We start from the raw sequence: 20,399 nt of genomic DNA on the forward strand, positions 1-20,399 counted from the left end.
CCTACTCCATACAAACCATGACGGGCTGGTTCTCAAGATAATCCATGCATTGCTCCACGCTGTCGGGGCTTCCCCTGAACAGAAAAATGCGCCCGCCCATCTGCATGCCGCAGGACTTGATGTGGTGAATGCGCACATAACCCTTGTCACGGGAAGCAAAGTAGCCTGTCGTATAATCCGGATCGTCGGAAATGCACAGCTCACCGATAATCTGCGGGCAATGGGCCACCTTGCTGGAAAGGCAGAGCGCTTCCTTGAAATGGTTTTTGCCCTCGCCTCTGTTGCCCGTATAGTCCATACATGTGGCCCGCACCCCGCGCCGCTGATCCGGCTCCAGCCTCTGCAGACTGTCCGCGTCCAGCAGCACGGCCCCGCGCATGGGTTCACGCAATCCGTACAGCAGGGAGAGCACGGGGGCAGATTGCAGCCCCATGGCGCAAAGCTCCGCATCCAGCGCCTGACGGGCCTCTTCAAGGTTGCGCACCCTGGGTTCGATGACGGGCAGGGCCTGTATGGTCACAAGGGGCCGTGTGATGGGCCTCACGGTCACGGTCACGCTTTCCGCCGGGCCATTGGGATGCTCCATGCCACGACGGGTCAGGGCGTCCATGGCCTGGGACAGCTCATGCCGCTCCACAATGCGCTCCGCGCCCGAAATATGGCGGGAACCGCTTTCCGCCCGCATCTTGATACTGTATAACATGCCCTTGGCTTCCTCATTTACTGAAGCATCACTGAAGCACCATTGCTCCGCGCTGCCCGCATGGGCGGCGTCGGTTGCGCCCCGCCTCCAGCAGAGACTGATGGCAGTCAGTAGGCGGCGCGGTCCAAAACCGGCACTCTGCGCGCTGGCACTGACGGACGCGATCTTTGTGAAACTGACTTTTTCCCAAAGCGGCTTCCCGGTCAAGAGCGCGGACGGCTGGCTGAAAATTCGCGCGCGGGCTGACCATGCAAATATGCAGGCGCTTTTCACACCGCAACTGCACAAGCAAATCGGGGCGGACCTTAATGGTAAACGCCTGTGCACCCGGCCCCAGAGCGGATTCAAGGCGAATGCGCCAGATTTGCCTTTGCTCGGTCAGACGTCTATGCTGCAGCCGTCAATCAGTAAAGCCTGCACCCCGTCAGGACAAACCCCAACGCAAGGATGCACGACATGGGAGCACTGAGTATACAACATCTGCTTGTTGTGCTGGTAGTCGTTATTTTATTGTTTGGCGCCAAAAAACTGCCTGAAATCGGCAGCGGACTTGGCAAGGCCATTAAAAACTTCAAGCAGTCCGTCAGTGAGCAGGAAGCCAACGACGCGGCCTCCCGCAACAAGGATAAAGACGGCAACAAGCCGGAATGACGCGCTGCGGCTCATAACGGCTTTCCGCCGCCCATAGATTCAGGCTGCGTCTTTTGGCATGCCCGCCCGGAGCGGGCCGGGCTTTACGCGCCGGGCCAGCCTTTCATGCCCTCGCCGCCGGAAGACGCCGCAGAAGCAGCCCCCAATGCGCACTTTTGCGCAAGTCCCCTGCCCGCAGGCTGAAGCTGCTTTTTTGCAGATGGGGCTGCGCACGTTCGAATCTTGCCCGCCTTGGGGCTGCGCCTCACCCTGTTGGCCTGACGGGTCTGTTCGCCATGCAAAGCCCGATGCCCTGCGGCAAGCCGCACGCTTTCCCCCTCCTCACGGCTTCTGAGCCAGAGCGCCTGCCCTGCCGGAAGCCGCGTTTGTATCTTTTTTCATACTCCGCCAAAAACAGCGTGCCGCATGTATGCATACAGAGCCTTGCCTGCCGCTGGACAAAGACGTTGTCAATGTATTTGCGACACGGAAATGGCATTCCACAAAGCATGACGCTCTTATGCAGAGTCAGGGCATTTACAATTTTTAAAAAAGTAAAATATCCCGACAAACTTTATCTGTCTATTGCGGCTGCTTTCATTGATGTCTCCCACGCGAGGTGGTAAAAAAGAGTCACAACCCCAATTCAGGAGGCCAAAGATGAAATACGGCGTACGTAACTCAATGAAAGCCACGGTAACGAAGGTCAAGAAAGGCGATATCATGTCGCAAATCTCATGCAAACTTGCCGAACCGGGGACAATGACGTCCATCCTGAGCACCGAGTCCCTTGAGGAGTTGAACCTGAAGGAAGGGGATCAGGTGGTACTGCTGGTCAAGGCAATCCACGTCATTCCCGCAAAGGAATAACACGCCTCACGGCGAGCACAGCTCGCGCGGCCCCAGAACACTGCAATAAATTGGCCTGGCCCAAATGCCTGGACCAAATGCCTGGACCAGATCTTGGCCCTGATGCTCCGCATTCAGAGCAGAGTATCTTTGAGCGTGTGCGACGCCTGAAAGGCGTTGCCTGTGAAAACCCCGCTCCAGGTCAGGGTAGCCCCTGTGACAGGCTGAAACATCAATGGAAGTTTAGAACAGTTAACGAATGAAGTGAGTTAACTGCTCTGCAAGGATTTTCAGGAAAATCCTTGCAACGAAATGCGAGTAGGCAGGCTTTGCCTGCCGTACACGAGTATTTCAAGTGTTAACTGCTCAAGGCGGTTGTGGGGGGGTGACCCTTTTACAAAAGGGTCACTCCCCCACAAAGCATTTCAAAGCAAAGCTGCCCCGATAAAGTAGTTCCAGCAATCGGGCACCGCGTCTCACGCCCGTCCGCACTGTTCGCGGCATCAGATGTCCATTTCCAACAAGGCCATGCCCAGGGTTTTGCCGTGCTTGTCCACGGCAAGACTGCGGGTCACGCCGCCACCGAGCGCATTTTTCAGCACAAAATTCAGGCTGCTCACGGCATCGGCCTCATAGCGGATGACTTCACCCATACATATGTCGCTGAAGAACTCCCGTACCCTGTCAACTGTCAGCTTTTCCTTCAGCAGCGGATACTGCGCCTCGTCATAGGGTACGACGCAGATATTACAGGTGTTGCCCTTGTCTCCTGCCCTGGCGTGCGCGATTTCTCTCAGTTTCATTTCAGATCTCGAACAGTTCCACGGTCGGGGTAACGTCCGCCCGGGGGATGAGGATATTTTCAACGGAGATCACAGGCCCGAATTCGGAACGGATGCCGCCCCCGCCCGCAGGGCCGTTGATATAGAGGCAATCCACCTCGCGCGTCATGCGGGCCACGGGCTCCGGCGTGGAGGAGCGCCCCGCCACGCGCATGCGCACCTCGGCCGGAGCCTGCGGCGCAATGCCGGAGGAAATGGCGTCACGGTACAGAGAATTACAGCCTATGTAGTCCACCCGGAACTCGTCCAGGGCCACGCCCATAAGTTCCAGGCGCTTTTTCACAATTTCCGCCGCAAGCCGTGCTCTGGCCCGGGCGTTTTTTCCGCCATAGCTGATGCTGCCCTCGCCGGTGTAGCAGTCTTTGTAGCCGATATTCACCTTGTAGGTGTCGGGGGCGGGCAGGGCTCGGCCGTGGCGTGCCACTACCCTGTCTTCTCCCGCCTGCTCGAAGGTCACCTGCGAAAAGTCCGCTATGCCGTCAGGCGTGATATAGGCCGAAGGATCGCCGATTTCATATAACAGCTGTTCCTTGCAGATATCCACACAGACGCGGCCGCCGGAACCTTCGACTTTTGTGATGGAAAGTACGCCGCTTTCGTCGATCTCGGCGATGGGGAAACCGAGGCGGTGCATATCCGGCACATCCTTGTAGCCGGGATCGGCGTAATATCCCCCGGTGAGCTGGTTGGCGCATTCCATAAGGTGCCCCAGCAAAATGGCCTGGCCGAGATGGTCGGGGGATTGCTCATCCCAGCCGAATTCGTGCTTGAGCGGGCCCACGAACAGCGAGGCGTCGGCCACGCGCCCGGTAATGACGATATCCGCCCCCAGGTCCAGCGCCTGCCTGATGGGATCGCCGGAAAGATAGATGTTGGCCGAAACGATACTGCTGGCAAGCGTGCGCAAAGGCTGGCCGGAATCCCATAGCGGCACGTCATAATAACGTGGCGTCATGGCGGTAATGTCGTCGCCGCGCACCATGGCCACTTTCAGCCCACGCACGCTCTTCTCCGCCGCTATTTCCAGAATTTTCGCCACTGCGCCCGGCGTGTTGGCTCCGCCCATGTTGGAAATGATCTTTACGCCTTTTTCGGCAGCCAGGGGCAGAATGGCCCGCATCCGCTCCTCAAGCATGGGATTGTAGCCCTTGGAGGGGTCTTTCAGTTTTTCCATCTGCGCGTTGGCGATGGTTCTTTCCGCCAGGCACTCGAAGACGATGTAATCGAGGTCGCCCTTTTCCAGCACTTCAATGGCCGGCTCCATACGCTCATAGGTGCATCCGCCGGAGGCGCAGCTCATTCGGATTTTTTTCATGATTTCTTCCTTACGACACGGGGGCGGCCCTTTGGCTCGCTATCCCGGCGGGGCGGCTCGGCCTGAAGCCTTTTCAGGATGCCTGCAGGGCGCAGCCACAGGGCGGTCGCGCAAAAACCGCTTTCCGGTTATCTGCCCCTGGCGCCGTACAACATCCAGAAAAGCGTTTTACGTTTAATGTATTCATACACCAGCATGATGCACACAAAGACAACGGCGGTAAAAAAGAGGCCCGCCAGCACGCGCGCGTAATCGGAAAAATCGGCGTAGTACTGGATGAAATGCCCCAGGCCGGAATCTGTGGCGAACATTTCGGCCACGGTCAGAAGAATGAAGGAAAAGGTCAATGCCGTTCCCGCGCCGGACAAGATATGGGGCGCGGCTGCCGGAAGGATGACGAAAAACAGCTTTCGCGCGCCCTTCAGTTGCAGGATCTCCGCATTATCCAGGTATTTCTTGTCAATCAAACCTATGCCGGTGATGGTGCCAACAAGATACGGCCAGAACACGCCAAGAAAGATGATGGCGACGGATGAGGCGTAAAACGTGGGCAGCACGGCGATGAGATAGGGCGTCAACATGGACGGGGGCACGGGGCTGAGGGCGAAAATGAGGGGCCGTACCGCCCGCTGCAACCAGGGGTGCATGGCCACAAACACCCCAAGAACAATGCCGCTCAAGGCTCCGATGATATAGCCGGGAACAAGCAGGCTCATGGAACTTACGCAGGATTCAAAAAGCTGCGGCAAAGAACGCACGAGCGCCGCGCCAATCTTGCCGAGCCCCGGAAAGAGCATGGCGTCCAGAAGGCCGAAAACATCGGTGCAGAGTTCGTACACCAGCAGGATTATCCCCACCAGGAGCGCCGTCCCGGCGGCGGCGCTCCAACGGGCGAAAAACCCCTGCCCTTGCGGGGCGGCGGCTTTTTTGCCGCCAGCCCGCGAGCGCAAGTCCTGATTGTCAATAATGGCGCTCATCATGCATACCTATTTGTTGTACTTGACGTAGCGTTCCTTGAACATGGCGTAAACTTTATCATTGGGGTTTTCCGCCGCGAGGGAGTTCAGGGCCTGCTCGTACAAGGCGGAATTCAGATGCTTTTCAATATCAATACCGCCAGTTTGCGCATAGTTGAGGTCACCCAGCAGCTTCCACATATAGCGCACGCCGTTGGTTTTCGGGTCCGATTCGAACACCTGGTTGGTTTCAAGCAGCATCTGCCGCGCCTGCGTTTGGTCGAGCTTCAGGTAGTTGGCATTGATGGGCACGCAGTCTTCAGGATTGGTGATCAAAAAGTGCTCGGCCTTGATCCAGGCGCGGAGGAAGGAAACCACGAGGGCCGGGTTGTCGGCCAGCAAGGATGTTTTGCTCACAGGGCGGCAGCAGACGTGCATGGGGTCAAGGTCATTTGTCCAGGTCACGATCTTGAGCCCGGCGGCAACGGCCTGTAAATAGGTGGAGTTCGTGCCGATGCCCACATCGACTTTTCCTGACTTGACGGCTTCCAGAACTTCCGTGGGTTTTTTGAATTCCAGAATCGTGCACTGCGAGTTGGGGTCCAGGCCCGCCTTGGCCATGGCTCCACGCCAGACGATTTCCGGCGTGTACATACGGGGAACGGCGACGCTGTGTCCCACAAAGGACTGCATGCCCTTGTATTCAAAGTCGGGCTTGGCATAGACAGGCATGCCGCCGGAAACATAGCCGCCGTAAATGGTGAAGTCCGCGCCCTTGGTGACGAAGGTCAGCGGGGCCGTGGTGCCGAAAGAAACGGCAACGTCAACTTTGCCCGATTGCAGCGCGTTCAGCGCATCCGTTGAATTGGAGAAGGGGACCAGTTCGATCTTGATGTTTTCTTCAGCGTCATAGCCTTTTTCCAGGGCTATAAAACCAAGAATATTGCCGGTCTGCGGATTGTACGCCACCTTGAATGTCTGCGGGGCGTCCGCCGCAACAGCCGCAAAGGCACACAAGGACAGCAGCAGGAAAAAAACAATGACACGTGACACATTTTTCATACTGGGGTCTCCACGGTAGTTTGGGTAAAAGGAAATTCATAAGTTCACGCAAGTTGCAACACAAAAGAACATATCCCCTATCAATGGAAGGGCGAACAATATTGGGCCACAAACGGGTCATACCCGCTTCATGATATCCTTGTTCAGATTCCGGATCAGTTCATTGCGCAGGGCAAGGATGGAGTGATCCTCAAACATGTCGTCCAGGGGAGGTTTGCTGTCTTTCTCAAAGCTGTGCGTATAGATGATGCCGCTGGGGCTTGAACCGAACAGCAGAATCTTGTTCGCGAGCAGCAAGGCCTCGTCAACGTCGTGTGTGACAAAAATGATGGTTTTTCTGCTGCCCTCATCCTTCTGCCACAGCGAGAGAATCAGGCGCTGCAACTTGACTCTGGTGATGGCGTCAAGCGCGCCGAAGGGCTCATCCATCAGGAGTACGGGCGGGTCCAGGGCAAAGGCGCGGCAAATGGCGCACCGCTGCCGCATGCCGCCGGAAAGCTCAAAGGGGTATTTGTTGAAGACGCTGGCTTCAAGCCCCACATTCACGAGCCCCTCATACACGATCTTTTTCAGCTCGTTTTCCGTTTTTTCAGGGAACCGCCCCTTCAGGGCCAGCACGATATTTTTGCCATTGGTCAGCCAGGGAAACAGGCTGTAATCCTGAAACACCACGCCCCTGTCCATCCCGGCGCCGGTGACTTCCTTGTCGCCAATAAGAATCCGGCCCTGCGTGGGCCGCGCCAGGCCTGCCAGAATGCGCAAAAGCGTGCTTTTGCCGCATCCGGATTCCCCCAGGATGCAAACGAAGTCCCCGGAGGCAATATTAACGGAGAGATCCTGCAAAACCGGCTCGGAATCGTAGGCAAATGCCACATTTTCAATGGTAATGGCGGACATACTGCTCCACAGCATTGTGCCGTGCGGCACAATGCAAAGACCCCGGCGGCAATGAGCGCCGGGGTGCCATATGGTACAGGCAACATTTTTGCCTGGGTGATCTCAGAACAAACAGGGAATCGTGGACAAGACGATGTGCAAAGGAGCACAGAGAGAAAAGGCGTGAATTAAAGACTGCCGTGTGCAGACGCCGCGCCGCCCGAACGTCAGAGCGTAACGCTGCGCAGAGAAAAGACTTTACTCGAAAGCGTTCCCGACAACCTGCCGGGAGAAAGCGCAGGTTCACGAATCACCCCATCCCGGTTTTTTTCGGACAAGGGGTGAACGTCTTACAGAAGCGTCGCCTCTGGCAAGGAAGAATGCCTTTTGGCTTCTTTCATTATGCAATGGCATGACGTAACTTAAAAAATTACATCTGCCAGGTCAACATCCTTACCCCGACACCCCATGCCTGGGCGGAATCCTCGCAGCGAGTGCCGTGACCGTATGCTCCAGCACCATTGAAAACAACGCGCGGTGCGGCTCTGAGCGGCAAATCTGCGCACTGAAATTTGTCCTGCGATTTCCGCATGTTGATTCCATCAAGATCGATGAAAACCTTGTCCTGTTGTCAGGCAGCGACAATGCCAGGGCTTTGTTGTTCAGAAATACCTTTGCCGTTATGATCCCCAAGGGATATCCCTGCCTTTACGATGCCAGAACATAAAGGGAGGCACAGGTGAGGCGCGTCCACGCTGAACGCAATCTGCTTTTGACGCTGCGGGATTTGAGCCGACGCTTGCTGACGGCAAGGGTGCGCAGCATCCTGACGCCGTCGAAAAACGTGCTTTTTTTACGTTGGTCCAGGGGGTTGTAATGGCGAGAGGCATCAAACAGTCTGCCGCAGTGCTGCGTGCGCAAATGCTGGGCATCGCATCACAGGCATGGCAGCCGGCTCCAGGAAAATTTTCTCATAATGAGGCCATGGTGGAGTTTATTGAAGGCCCATTTTCCACAGCGTTGCTTGAAAGCATCCGTGAGGCCGTCGCTCTTTTATGCCAGCAACAATACGCTGATCTGTTTTCATATGTCTTTATGCCACCAAGCGGCATTTCAAGCCTGTTCGGTCCCGATTGGCCCGGCCACGCCTTGCGCCACCAGCCTGTTTTCTGGCACAGGCCATTAACCGAAGCGGATATTACCAAGCTGACTGTTGCGACATTGCAGGATGACATGCCAAGTGCGCGCGCTTTTTTACGTGCTCTGTATCAAGCCAGTGAATTACCAAAGGACGAAGTGGAAAAGTTTTTGCCCTCAGGCACTGATATTACAATCCGTGCAGAGGATACGTCACAAGAAAATAAAAGGATCGACATCCTTTTTGAATGGGGACGCGCGAAAACCGCAAGGGTTGTTGTGCTGGAAGTAAAGTTTGGCGCAAGCGCTGACAACCCTTTTGCCAGCTATGAAAAACTCGCGAAATCCCGGCTGAAAGAGAGAACAGGAGGGGATCTCCAAAACAATATCAACTATTTTTTTGTCATACAGCACGCATCCAGTGAGAGAGATGTCACTGACAAAGAAAATTTTACACGTAATGCAAACCCATGGCGTATTGTATATTGGCAAGATTTGTTGAAATTGTGGGAGGCGCACTTGAAACAGTGCCATGTAACGTCCATCCCCAATAGTACGGGCGCATCAGTACGTCACAGCATATTTAATAAAGTCTACGGAGGCGTTTGATGTGTCCCGCTATAAACACCGTTACAATTCCTGAAAGCGTACGTTTCTTTTTTTTAGACAACAACCGTACTCTTATTACCGAGTTTGATTTAAGCAACAGTCCCCCACCGCCATTTAATTTAGAAGAAGTAGTAAGCTTTTTCCAGGCAAAACGAAATGCCGCACTGTGTAAAATGGATTTGTTTCAATTTATGGCGGAGGCCTATCAAAAAACATGGTTGCCTGCTTTGGGCGACTGGTTTTCTCCAAAAAAAGTCAAAGATCTCAGTTTTGAAACTGCTGATGAGATTTTCAGCCACGCCGCCGTATGGAAGGACAAGTTTCATGCGCTTTCCTGGGATTTCGCTTCAACTACGGTAACGGGCGCTCAGGTACGCGCAAGCTGCTATATCGCCAGCGTTGAAAGTGATCTCAAACTTTGCGCCTGCTTTTACGTGTGCATTCCTGATAACGAGTGGATAAATGAAGCACCCAACAGTATGCATCTGGATAACTGCTGGGAACAAAATGCCCATGATGACACAGAGTATTGCCTGAAAAAAGAATTTTGCCCCTCGATCAGAGGAAAAGCCTCTCTGGACCTTTCAGGATTTACAAAAAAAACGATGCAGGCCCTCAACGCCGTTAATGGGTATCTCAGAGCCCACTCAGGATAATTCTTGGTCGTTACAACGTCCATTCATGACCGCCATAGAGCCAGCATGTGACGTACAAGCCATGCGGGTCTATGGCGCTGGCCTTGCTGCCGAGACCCCATAACCAGGCCGCCGCCTCCATATCACTGTGGGCGTAAAGGCCCGCTCGATACCGGCCTCCACTTTTTCGATCCTTTGGTCCCCTGCTGGAACGGCGTTCACGGATATACGTTTCCAACAGGCGCAGAGCATATTTTTCTTTATTTTCGCGCTACGGCAGGCAAAAACGGGCTTGGCAATATCCGTTCAAGTTGGATACAACGATGTCACAGAGTATTTATTTCATGATAGCCGCGCAGACGCGGCAAAGCCTGGGAATCGCATGAGTAAAACCCTTTCCTGCTTCAAAGCCTATGATGTTCGGGGCCGTGTGCCCGATGTTCTCAACGCCCCCCTGGCGCATGCCCTGGGCCGGGCTGTGGTGGAAGTGCTTGGCGCGCGCCATGTGGTGCTGGGCCGGGACGCCCGCCTTTCCGGGCCTGCTCTGCGCGACGCGCTTGCCGACGGTCTGCGCCAGGCCGGGGCCAATGTTACGGATATCGGCCTCTGCGGCACGGAAGAAATTTATTATGCCGCCGCCAACAGGCCCTTTGACGCAGGCGTCATGATTACCGGCAGCCATAACCCGGCGGATGAAAACGGCTTCAAGCTCGTTCGCGGCGGGGCCATTCCCGTGAGCGGCGATTCCGGCCTGTTTGCCCTGCGCGACCGTGTGGCCGAACTGCTGGCGGACGATGCCCGCCCCCCCGAAGGGGACGCGGCTCCTTCTGCCCTGCACGGGGACTCCTTCAGGGCCGAATACGTGCGCTGGCTGCTCGACTACAGCGGCGCTGGCCAGAGCGCGTCCGCGCCGGGCCGCAGGCCTCTCAAAATCGTGGCCGATGCGGGCAATGGCTGTGCGGGCCTTGTGCTGCAGGGACTGGCAAAAAATCTGCCCTTTGATTTCACCTGCCTGCACATGGAGCCTGACGGCTCGTTTCCCAATGGCGTGCCGAACCCCCTTTTGCCGGAACGCCGCGCCGCCACCGCCGCCGCCGTGCGCGAAGCCGGAGCAGATATGGGCATTGCCTGGGACGGAGATTTTGACCGCTGCTTTTTTTATGACGGCGACGGCAACTTCATTGAAGGCTACTACTGCATAGGTCTGCTGGCGCAGGAACTGCTGCGGCGCGCTCCGGGCGGCAAGGTCGTGCATGACACGAGGGTTTACTGGAACACCCGTGAAGTGGTGCTGGCCGCAGGCGGCCAGCCTGTCATGGGCAAAACCGGCCATGCCTTCATGAAGGAACGCATGCGCGCCGAAGACGCCGTATACGGCGGCGAAATGAGCGCCCACCATTATTTTCGGGATTTTGCCTATTGCGATTCCGGCATGCTTCCGTGGCTGCTGACGGCGGCATTGCTGCAGCGCACCGGGCGCCCGCTGGCGGAACTTGTGGCCGAGCGCATGGACGCCTATCCGTGCAGCGGCGAAATCAACCGTCGCGTGCAGGACGCGCCCGCCCTCATGCGACTGGTGCATGACAACTATGCGCCCCAGGCCGTCCACGAGGACAGCATTGACGGCGTGAATCTGGAGTTTGCGGACTGGCGTTTCAATTTGCGCATGTCCAACACCGAACCGCTCCTGCGCCTCAATGTGGAAACCCGCGGCAACCTCCCTCTGTTGGAAGACAAAACCGCCGAACTTCTGCACCTGCTGGAAGAACGGGGCGGGGCTGTTCCTGCATAGACGGGGGGCGGGCCGCCGCTCCCCTGCGGCAACCTTGTTCTGTATACGCGAATCGTGTACCTTCAGGCCAACCATCACAGCGAATATGCATGAGATCTGCTGTGTGAAACGTCCACCTGAACACATATGAGTAACTCCATGCAAAACATTGCTCCCGTCATACTTTGCGGCGGCAGCGGCACACGTTTGTGGCCGCTTTCACGCGAAACCTATCCCAAGCAGTTTGTGGATCTGGGCGAGGGACGCACCCTGTTCAAGGACACGCTCCTGCGGGCGCATGGCACGCCGGCAAGCCTGGAGCCTGTCGTCGTCTGCAATGAAGACCACCGCTTTTACGTGACAGCGGCGCTGTACGAATGTGATGTTCGCGCCACCATCCTTTTGGAGCCTGCACCGCGCAACACCGCGCCGGCTATCGCTCTTGCGGCTTTTGCCCTTGCCTGCGACGGGACGGACCCCCTGATGCTGGTGCTGCCCTCCGACCATGCCATCAATGATGAAGACGTATTCTTTAAAGGGGTCGAATCTGCCGCTGCTCTGGCGGAGCAAGGGCATATCGTCACCTTTGGCATCACGCCCACAAGCCCCGAGACGGGCTTTGGCTATATTGAGCAGGGCGAAATTTTGGGCGACGGGTACCGCGTGGCCCGCTTTGTGGAAAAGCCCGATGCGGCAACCGCGCGAACCATGCTGGATCAGGGCGGCTTTTTGTGGAACAGCGGCATGTTCCTGCTGCGCGCCTCCGTGTACCTGAAAGAGCTTGAGCGTTTCGCCCCCGAAATACACGCAGCCTGCCGCGCCGCCTGGGATAGGCGCACGACGGACGGCGCGTTCTGCCGCCCGGACGCCGCCGCATTTCTGGCTTCGCCATCCGATTCCATTGACTATGCGGTGATGGAGCAGACGGACCTTACGACTGTTATCCCTCTGACCACAGGCTGGAGCGACCTTGGCTCGTGGGAGGCGTTTTACCAGGCAGAACAGGGCGATGACTGCGGCAATGTCTGCCACGGCGACATCCTGACCCAGGATGCGGAAAACTGCTATTTCAACGCCCAGCACCGTCTCCTTACCGCCATTGGCGTGCGCGACCTTGTGGTTGTGGAGACGAGCGACGCCGTTCTGGTGGCCCCGCGCGAACGGGTCCAGGACGTCAAAGCCATTGTGGGACGCCTGCGTGCAGCCCAGCGGGCCGAATGCAGACAGCATCCACGGGTCTACCGCCCCTGGGGCAGCTATGAAACCCTCGTTATGGATGGCCGCTTTCAGGTCAAACGCATCCTTGTCAATCCCGGCGCGGAGCTTTCCCTCCAGATGCACCATCACCGCGCCGAACACTGGGTGGTTGTCAGCGGCACTGCTGAGGTGACCAACGGCGACGAAACCCGACTGTATTCAGAAAACCAGTCCACCTACATCCCGGTGGGAACGCGGCACCGGCTGAAAAATCCCGGCGTCATCCCCCTGGTGCTTATTGAAATCCAGTCCGGCGCGTACCTGGGCGAAGACGATATTGTACGATTTGCCGATGTGTACGGGCGGGAAGAGAAAACAAGGGAATCATGAGCGGACCCACAGATTAACGAGTAGACAATGGTTACAACAATGAGTATTCTTATTCGTTTGATTCTTTGACAATCAATCCAACCACACAAAACTATACGTAATTACAACATAGAACTATGAAAAAAGCGCTTATAACGGGCATCACTGGTCAGGACGGAGCCTATCTGGCTGAATTTCTGCTGCACAAAGGCTATGAGGTGCACGGCATCAAACGCCGCGCCTCACTCTTTAACACAGACCGCATTGACCATCTCTACCAGGACCCGCACACCAATGCGCGACATTTTATACTGCATTATGGCGACCTGAGCGATTCCAGCAATCTTATCCGCATCATGCAGGAAGTGCAGCCGGACGAGGTGTACAATCTGGCGGCGCAAAGCCATGTGCAGGTGTCTTTTGAGTCGCCGGAATACACGGCAGATGTGGACGCCCTTGGCACTCTGCGCCTGCTGGAGGCCATTCGTGTTGCCGGGCTGACAACAAAGGCCAAATTCTACCAGGCGTCCACCTCTGAACTTTTCGGCCTGGTGCAAGAAGTGCCTCAAACCGAAAAAACGCCCTTCTACCCCCGGTCCCCGTACGCCTGCGCCAAACTCTATGCCTACTGGATTACGGTCAATTACCGTGAAGCCTATGGCATGTATGCCTGCAATGGCATCCTTTTCAATCACGAATCGCCCATCCGCGGCGAAACCTTTGTGACGCGCAAGATCACTCGCGCTCTTTCCCGTATGGTGCTGGGGCTTCAGGATTGTCTCTATCTCGGCAATATGGATGCCAAGCGCGACTGGGGCCACGCCCGCGACTACGTGGAGATGCAATGGCTCATGCTGCAGCAGGAAAAGCCGGAGGATTTTGTCATTGCCACGGGGCGGCAGTTTTCTGTGCGGGACTTTGTCAATACGGCAGCGGCTGAAATGGGCCTGACGCTCACATGGCAGGGTGAGGGCGTGAACGAGACCGGCACGGTCGCCAGCGTGGACGTGGCCAGACTGCAACAGGCGGCAGGCAACCGGCAGGGCTTGGAGTGTCGTGTCAAGCCCGGCGATGTCATCGTGCGGGTAGACCCACGCTACTTCCGCCCCACCGAAGTGGAAACCCTGCTGGGCAATCCGGCCAGAGCCAAAGAAAAGCTGGACTGGGAACCGCGCACAACCTTTGAAGACATGGTGGCCGAAATGGCTCGCGAAGACCTGGCCCTCAGCATGCGCGATGCCGTGTGCAAGGTGGCCGGGTTCAAGACGTTCTGCCATAACGAGTAGCCCCGCATGGACAAAAGTTCGCTTATCTATGTAGCTGGACATCGCGGCCTTGTGGGCAGCGCCATATGTCGCGCCCTTGCCCGGGCTGGCTATAACAATCTGCTTACGCGCACCCATGCGGAGCTTGATCTGTGCGATCAGGCCGCCGTAAGTGACTTTTTTGTGCAGCACAGGCCCGATATTGTGGTTCTTGCTGCCGCCAAGGTAGGCGGCATCCATGCCAATGCCACCTATCCGGCGGAGTTTATCTACGAGAACCTGCAGATACAGAATAACGTCATTGACAGCGCCTACCGCAATAGCTGCAAAAAGCTGCTGTTTCTTGGCTCGTCATGTATCTACCCCAAGATGTGCCCCCAGCCCATCAAGGAGGAGTATCTGCTCACCGGGGCTCTGGAACCCACCAACGACGCTTACGCCCTGGCGAAAATCGCGGGAATCAAGATGTGCCAGGCCTATCGCAGGCAGTACGGCTTTGACGCCATCAGCGCCATGCCCACCAACCTGTACGGTCCCGGCGACAATTACCATCCTGAAAACAGCCATGTGATACCGGCGCTCATCCGGCGGTTTCATGAAGCCAAGATCTCTGAAGCCGAGAAAGTGATCATATGGGGCACGGGCAACGCTCTGCGTGAATTCCTGTATGTGGACGACATGGCAGAAGCCTGCGTATTCCTGCTGAAAAACTACTCGGATTTTGAACACGTCAACGTAGGCTGCGGCTCTGACATCAGCATCATTGAGGCCGCCCGTCTTATCGCCAGGGTTGTGGGCTTTGCAGGCAAGATTGACACTGACCCCACAAAGCCCGATGGCACGCCGCGCAAACTTATGGATTGCAGCAAACTTTTCAGTATGGGCTGGAAGCCGCGTGTGGGTTTGGAAGAAGGCATGCAAGCTGCGTACAGCGACTTTTTGCAACACCAGCATAAACGAGGTTATTAGCGCCCATGGCTCACGAGCTTGTTATTGAGGCCGGTCACGCCGAACGGCAATACTGGAAAGATCTGTGGCGCTACCGGGAACTTTTTCTCATCTTAACATGGCGCGATGTGGCCGTGCAGTATAAACAGACTGCGGTGGGCATTTTGTGGGCCGTGCTGCGTCCATTACTGACCATGGCGGCCTTTACCTTCGTGTTTGCCAAGGTAGCAAAGCTACCCTCGGAGGGGGTTGCGCCCTATCCGCTGATGGTTTTTGCGGCCATGCTCCCGTGGCAGCTGTTTGCCACCGCCATTGCGGCTACGGCCAATAGCCTTGTTGTTAACAGCAACCTTGTTTCAAAAGTGTATTTTCCTCGAATTATCGTTCCCGCCGCCACCATTGGCGTGGCTGTGGTGGACTTTGTAATATCCCTTGTGCTGCTGGCATTAATGATGGTCGCTTATCAGTACGTGCCCCCCATACAGGCACTGGCTGTTCTGCCCCTGACCTTGCTTGCCGCCCTTGTGGCCTTGGGGCCAGGCCTTATACTCTGCGCGCTTAATGTCACGTACCGCGACTTCCGCATTATTGTTCCCTTTATCACCCAGTTTGGCCTCTATCTTTCACCCGTCGGCTTCTCATCAAGCATAGTCCCCGAAAAATGGCGTCTACTTTATGAATGCAACCCAATGGTTGGCGTTATCGACGGGTTTCGCTGGGCGGTGTTGGGCTCCATCGAATTTCCGCAGCGAGCCTTATACATAAGCATCTTCTGCGCGTTTATTTTTTTGTTTTTGGGCATCAAAATCTTTCGTAAGACCGAGCGCACCTTCGCGGACGTGATTTAGGATAGACATATGAAACCCATTATCTCCGTTGAAGGGCTCGGCAAGAGCTATACCATCCGACATGAAGGGCAGACGCCCTACAAATCGCTGCGCGAAGAGATTTTTAAACTGCCCAAGCGTTTGTTGCACAAGGGCAGCCAGAGCCAGGAAGAATTCTGGGCATTGAAAGATGTGAATTTCGACATCATGCCCGGCGACCGCGTGGGCATTATCGGACGTAACGGCGCGGGTAAATCTACCCTGCTCAAACTGCTTTCGCGCATTACGGAGCCCACGACCGGGCGCATCACGCTTCGGGGCCGCGTTGCAAGCCTGCTTGAAGTTGGTACGGGCTTTCACCCGGAGCTCACTGGCCGGGAAAATATTTTCCTCAATGGCGCTATCTTGGGCATGAGTCGGGCAGAAGTTCGCCGTAAGTTTGATGAAATTGTGGATTTTGCGGGGGTGGAAAAATTTTTGGATACCCCAGTGAAGCGCTATTCGTCAGGCATGTATGTGCGTCTTGCCTTTGCCGTGGCGGCCCATCTTGAACCCGAAATTCTGATCGTGGATGAAGTGCTCGCCGTGGGCGATATCGATTTCCAGAAAAAATGTCTCGGCAAAATGGAAGGGATCGGCAAGGAAGGACGTACCGTTCTATTCGTCAGTCACAATTTAAGTTCAGTGCAGCAATTGTGTAATAGGGCTGTTCTTCTGCGCAATGGATTAGTTGTGATGGACGATTCCGATGTTCTTTCGGTGATCTCAAAGTACACCAACGATGGGAGCGCAATGCTTACTGCCTGGAAGAATACTGGGATGTTTCAAAATGCTGAAGTCGTTCCAATGGAAATGTGTCTAAAATTTCCATCTGGGAATATTGTTGATCGGCCAATAGAGTATGATGAAGAAGTTTACATTGAAATTTTGGCAGAAATCAGGCAAGCTCCTGTTTTTTTCGATATCGCATATTCTGTTTTCTCTGAAGATGGAACGCAACTTTATTCAAATAATTTTTGCGAGCTTACCGAGCAAAGTAGTACAGAATATGAGCAAGGTCTCTGGAAATTTAGAACACAGCTTCTTCGTGGAGTTTTGAATGAAGGCAGATACCGCATCGAATACGCAAGTTCTTTATGCAACCAAAAGTGGTTAGTGCCGCCAGGCGTTGGGCCTTTTTTGACAGTTGATATAAAATATAAAAATAAATTCAATAGATATTGGCCACATGGTCGTTTCGGACTTCTTGCCCCATACCTACCATGGGAAATTAGTCGACATGAACAATTAAAATAAATTCACAGCGAATATTTTGTTGTTATTCTGGACAATTACTCACCAAGAACGACATTGATTTCTTCCGGAGGGCACATGCCTGGTGGCGAATACGCTCCTATTGCAGTTTTTGCCTTTAACCGCCCTGACCATTTGCGGCAAACATTACAAGCCCTAAGTCAGAATGATCTAGCGGAGCTCAGCCATGTGACGGTGTTTTGTGATGGGCCTCGGCATGAAGGAGAGAGGGATGCCACAGAATCCGTGCGACAAGTGGCACGGACAGCGCGGGGCTTTGCCTCATTGCGGGTGGTGGAGCGCAAAGAAAATATGGGGTGTGGCCCATCAATCATTGCTGGCTTGCAAGAAATGTTTGTAGAGCATGAGTCTTTAATTATCATTGAAGACGATATCGTATTAGCAAAAAATGGGCTAAAATGGTTCAATGTTTGCCTTGAAAAGTATAAGAATACGCCAGAAGTACTTGCCATTGCGGCTTGGTCGTATCCTGAACGTTTTATGTCCTTCCCTACCGACTATGCTTATGATGCATACTTTTTGCCACGCTTCCAATGCTGGGGATGGGCCGCGTGGCGAGATCGCATTCAAGGTATAGACTGGATGGTGTCTGACAGTGATTCGTTTTTTGCCTCTCCGGAGCAAATGGCGAGATTTGCACAGGGCGGGGAGGATCTTGTGCCCACCTTGAAAGCTCAAGTAGCTAAGCAAATTAACACATGGGATATCCAGGTTGCATACAGCGCTTTTAAGCGCGGACTGTATACCTTAGCTCCGAGATATCCGTACTCCACGAATATAGGAACCCAAGGCGAAGGGACACATGTGGGGAATAGCAAGGATAGACATCCATCACTCTATATTGATCTATCCCAAGCCCTGGACATGCCCCATTTACCAGATCAGTGCATTATCGATGAAAGAATCTTAGCTAACTTCAGGGAATCACTGCACAAGTATACTCCCCGCGCACCTTTGTGGCAACGTGTGCGGGAGCGGATTAAAAAAATTGGAAGAAAATATGGTAAAAAAAATTTTTAAAAAAGTTTTGCCCCCTACAATACGCTCGTATTTAAGGTCTTTTTTACGTCACCTAGAGCGGACTTTCATAAAAGATTATTTCCATACCGGCCGAGATAAAAAAGTATTAATATCTTATATCGTTGCTCCCTTTATAACCTCTGGATTGAACTCTCACACTAATTTTCAAGAATGCTTCGGAATTGCAAAAATTTTTGATGAGATGGGTTATTCCATTGATATCATAGATTATAACAGTTCATATGTCCCTGATTATTCCAAATACAGTTGTGTTTTTGGCTTTGGAGACCCTTTTTGCGCCAGTTTTTATCATCATGTTCCTGGCATGGTGCGCATTCATTATGCAACGGGGGCTCATGTGCATGTGCAAAACCCAGAAACACTTAAACGCGCCATAGATACATACAAAAAAAAGGGACAATGGCTGCTAAGCTCTTGCCGAATTGTAAAACCAACATGGAGTGAGCAGACAACGCTTTCTAATGCTATGATCGTCCTAGGAAACGACTGGACGCGCAATACTTATGCACCATACTTCGACGGACATATATATAATCTTCCCACATCATATAATGCAGCATTGCCACAGTCAATTCTTGATGTGAAAGATTTTGACCGAGTCAGAAAGCACTATTTATGGTTTGGAAGTGCGGGCGCTATTCATAAAGGCTTAGATTTGGTGCTTGATGTTTTTTCTCAACATACAGACAAAACTTTGCATGTTGCAGGATTGAACAATTCAGAAAAAGAGTTTATGAACAGCTTTCACAAAGAATTATCCTTACCCAATATTATTATGCACGGCTTTGTAGACGTCTCATCTCCGCAATATGCCGATTTAATAAACAATTGTGCATTTGTCATCATGCCTTCATGTGCAGAAGCAGGCTGTACATCTTTGGTTAATAGTATGTGCAACGGACTAATTCCTGTTTTTACCCGCCAGTGCGGTGTGGATATAAAAAACTATACTTTGGAAATACAAGATTTGAGCAGTAGCGCCGTGGAGGACGCCGTAGCACGTTGCGACGCCCTGGACATTGCCACTTTGAGACAAATGTCGAATGCATGTCGACAGGACATCAGAGCAACATGCTCTTTTGAGGCCTTCCAAAACAATATAAATACCATTCTACAGAAAATACTAAGTTAAAGCCTGGGAATCATATGTCCACATCAAAGCCGCATATTGCTGCTATAACATGCCCGATTTGTACAAATCCTATGCCGTTTGTCTTTTACAAAGAGTTGCTAGGGCGTCATATAGTTGCTTATTATCGTTGCCCAAAGTGCGAGTTGCTCAAAACAGAAGAACCCTATTGGTTGGAAGAAGCCTATTCGACCGCCATTGCGGACACGGATGTGGGCCTTGTTGCAAGAAATATGGCAATGCGCGCGAGTTTGCCTGGGATTTTGCACTCCTTGTTTGATCCAAAAGGTTGTTTCCTGGACTATGCAGGTGGGTACGGAATGCTTTGCAGAATGATGCGTGATGTTGGCTTTAATTTCTACTGGCAGGACAAGCATTGCCAGAATCTGCTGGCTAAAGGTTGCGACCTACCGCCCAATCATGGTGCTATCGAAGGAATTACCGCGTTTGAAGTGATGGAGCACTTGCCAGATCCATCTATTTTTATACAAGAAATTTTTTCAAAACATAAACCACAAGCACTCATCGTAACGACAACTCTATACCAGGGAGAAACCCCTGGGTTGGACTGGTGGTACTACAGTTTTGAAACGGGTCAGCATATCAGTTTTTTTACCCTCCGAACCCTCAAAGCGTTGTGTCTTCAGTTTGGACTTTTTCTAAGCAGCATTGGCAGTATACATATATTTTCAAAAAAACCTTTACCAAGATGGAAGCTACGGCTACTCAATTCAGAAAGGCTATTGTCACTATCGACTAGACTCGCGGAACGGCATATGCGCTCACTACTAGAGAGTGACTATGAACACGCAAAAAAGTCTTTAACTATTGTGCAAGGTACCAGTTCCAAGACAAATTCGGTGGAGGGCGAAATGCTTCTGCGCCATGAACACTGTGTAAAACAGTAATCCGGATGGGGCAATA

Annotated in this window: 20 protein-coding genes; 14 read left to right on the forward strand and 6 right to left on the reverse strand. The window is 53.6% G+C overall.

Annotated features, from left to right (window positions below; genetic code table 11):
• Nucleotide 1: 1 nt before the first annotated feature.
• Complete coding sequence (locus BCS36_RS05240) at nt 2–703, reverse strand: 6-carboxyhexanoate--CoA ligase (protein WP_291301859.1); 702 nt, start codon at nt 701–703, stop codon at nt 2–4.
• Here BCS36_RS05240 and BCS36_RS05245 point away from each other — a divergent pair.
• From BCS36_RS05245 to BCS36_RS05255, 3 genes are all read left to right on the forward strand, one after another.
• Entirely contained in the window at nt 702–1,172 is a 471-nt protein-coding gene (locus BCS36_RS05245; RefSeq protein WP_291301860.1) for a hypothetical protein, read from the forward strand. The two genes, BCS36_RS05240 and BCS36_RS05245, sit on opposite strands and share 2 nt — an antisense overlap.
• Nucleotides 1,160–1,354: a twin-arginine translocase TatA/TatE family subunit gene (gene tatA / locus BCS36_RS05250; RefSeq protein ID WP_291301861.1), complete on the forward strand. Its 195-nt coding sequence runs from the start codon at nt 1,160–1,162 to the stop codon at nt 1,352–1,354. Before BCS36_RS05245 ends, tatA begins: the two co-directional genes overlap by 13 nt.
• 663 nt (nt 1,355–2,017) lie before the next feature.
• A complete protein-coding gene (locus BCS36_RS05255; protein ID WP_291301862.1) occupies nt 2,018–2,203 on the forward strand; it encodes a molybdopterin-binding protein in 186 nt (61 codons plus the stop codon).
• A 482-nt stretch (nt 2,204–2,685) separates the two neighbouring features.
• Here the strand turns inward: BCS36_RS05255 and BCS36_RS05260 are convergent, their stop codons facing one another.
• The 5 genes from BCS36_RS05260 to BCS36_RS05280 all read right to left on the reverse strand — a co-directional run bounded on the left by BCS36_RS05260 (nt 2,686) and on the right by BCS36_RS05280 (nt 7,254).
• Entirely contained in the window at nt 2,686–2,985 is a 300-nt protein-coding gene (locus tag BCS36_RS05260) for a hypothetical protein (RefSeq protein WP_291301863.1), read from the reverse strand.
• Between the two features lies 1 nt (nt 2,986).
• Nucleotides 2,987–4,339, reverse strand: coding sequence for an acyclic terpene utilization AtuA family protein (locus BCS36_RS05265; protein WP_291301864.1), 1,353 nt, complete (start codon nt 4,337–4,339; stop codon nt 2,987–2,989).
• 128 nt (nt 4,340–4,467) lie between these two features.
• Nucleotides 4,468–5,319, reverse strand: coding sequence for an ABC transporter permease (locus tag BCS36_RS05270; protein WP_291301865.1), 852 nt, complete (start codon nt 5,317–5,319; stop codon nt 4,468–4,470).
• 6 nt (nt 5,320–5,325) lie between these two features.
• On the reverse strand, nt 5,326–6,357 hold the full coding sequence (locus BCS36_RS05275) for an ABC transporter substrate-binding protein (protein ID WP_291301866.1): 1,032 nt from the start codon (nt 6,355–6,357) through the stop codon (nt 5,326–5,328).
• Nucleotides 6,358–6,474: 117 nt separating this feature from the next.
• Entirely contained in the window at nt 6,475–7,254 is a 780-nt protein-coding gene (locus BCS36_RS05280) for an ABC transporter ATP-binding protein (protein ID WP_291301867.1), read from the reverse strand.
• An 855-nt stretch (nt 7,255–8,109) separates the two neighbouring features.
• Here BCS36_RS05280 and BCS36_RS05285 point away from each other — a divergent pair.
• The 11 genes from BCS36_RS05285 (at nt 8,110) to BCS36_RS05335 (ending at nt 20,383) form a co-directional block, all read left to right on the forward strand.
• Complete coding sequence (locus BCS36_RS05285) at nt 8,110–8,979, forward strand: PD-(D/E)XK nuclease family protein (protein WP_291301868.1); 870 nt, start codon at nt 8,110–8,112, stop codon at nt 8,977–8,979.
• Nucleotides 8,979–9,635, forward strand: a complete 657-nt coding sequence (locus tag BCS36_RS05290) for a hypothetical protein (RefSeq protein WP_291301869.1) — start codon at nt 8,979–8,981, stop codon at nt 9,633–9,635. The genes BCS36_RS05285 and BCS36_RS05290 overlap by 1 nt, the downstream gene beginning before the upstream one ends.
• Nucleotides 9,636–9,996: 361 nt before the next feature.
• Nucleotides 9,997–11,406: a phosphomannomutase gene (locus BCS36_RS05295; RefSeq protein ID WP_291301870.1), complete on the forward strand. Its 1,410-nt coding sequence runs from the start codon at nt 9,997–9,999 to the stop codon at nt 11,404–11,406.
• Between the two features lie 138 nt (nt 11,407–11,544).
• The gene (locus tag BCS36_RS05300) at nt 11,545–12,972 is read left to right on the forward strand and encodes a mannose-1-phosphate guanylyltransferase/mannose-6-phosphate isomerase (protein ID WP_291301871.1); all 1,428 of its coding nucleotides are present in this window, start codon (nt 11,545–11,547) and stop codon (nt 12,970–12,972) included.
• Nucleotides 12,973–13,088: 116 nt separating this feature from the next.
• Nucleotides 13,089–14,237: a GDP-mannose 4,6-dehydratase gene (gene gmd / locus BCS36_RS05305; RefSeq protein WP_291301872.1), complete on the forward strand. Its 1,149-nt coding sequence runs from the start codon at nt 13,089–13,091 to the stop codon at nt 14,235–14,237.
• Between the two features lie 6 nt (nt 14,238–14,243).
• Nucleotides 14,244–15,185, forward strand: a complete 942-nt coding sequence (locus tag BCS36_RS05310) for a GDP-L-fucose synthase (protein ID WP_291301873.1) — start codon at nt 14,244–14,246, stop codon at nt 15,183–15,185.
• Between the two features lie 5 nt (nt 15,186–15,190).
• Nucleotides 15,191–16,012, forward strand: a complete 822-nt coding sequence (locus BCS36_RS05315) for an ABC transporter permease (RefSeq protein WP_291301874.1) — start codon at nt 15,191–15,193, stop codon at nt 16,010–16,012.
• Between the two features lie 9 nt (nt 16,013–16,021).
• Nucleotides 16,022–17,287 (forward strand): ABC transporter ATP-binding protein, encoded by a 1,266-nt coding sequence (locus BCS36_RS05320; protein WP_291301875.1) that lies wholly within the window; start codon nt 16,022–16,024, stop codon nt 17,285–17,287.
• A 75-nt stretch (nt 17,288–17,362) separates the two neighbouring features.
• The gene (locus BCS36_RS05325) at nt 17,363–18,325 is read left to right on the forward strand and encodes a hypothetical protein (RefSeq protein ID WP_291301876.1); all 963 of its coding nucleotides are present in this window, start codon (nt 17,363–17,365) and stop codon (nt 18,323–18,325) included.
• Nucleotides 18,306–19,478, forward strand: coding sequence for a glycosyltransferase (locus tag BCS36_RS05330; protein ID WP_291301877.1), 1,173 nt, complete (start codon nt 18,306–18,308; stop codon nt 19,476–19,478). Before BCS36_RS05325 ends, BCS36_RS05330 begins: the two co-directional genes overlap by 20 nt.
• 14 nt (nt 19,479–19,492) lie before the next feature.
• Complete coding sequence (locus BCS36_RS05335; RefSeq protein WP_291301878.1) at nt 19,493–20,383, forward strand: class I SAM-dependent methyltransferase; 891 nt, start codon at nt 19,493–19,495, stop codon at nt 20,381–20,383.
• Nucleotides 20,384–20,399 lie beyond the last annotated feature (16 nt).

It is taken from the genome of Desulfovibrio sp. MES5, from assembly GCF_002237645.1.
In the GTDB taxonomy this organism is placed as follows: Bacteria; Desulfobacterota; Desulfovibrionia; order Desulfovibrionales; family Desulfovibrionaceae; genus Desulfovibrio.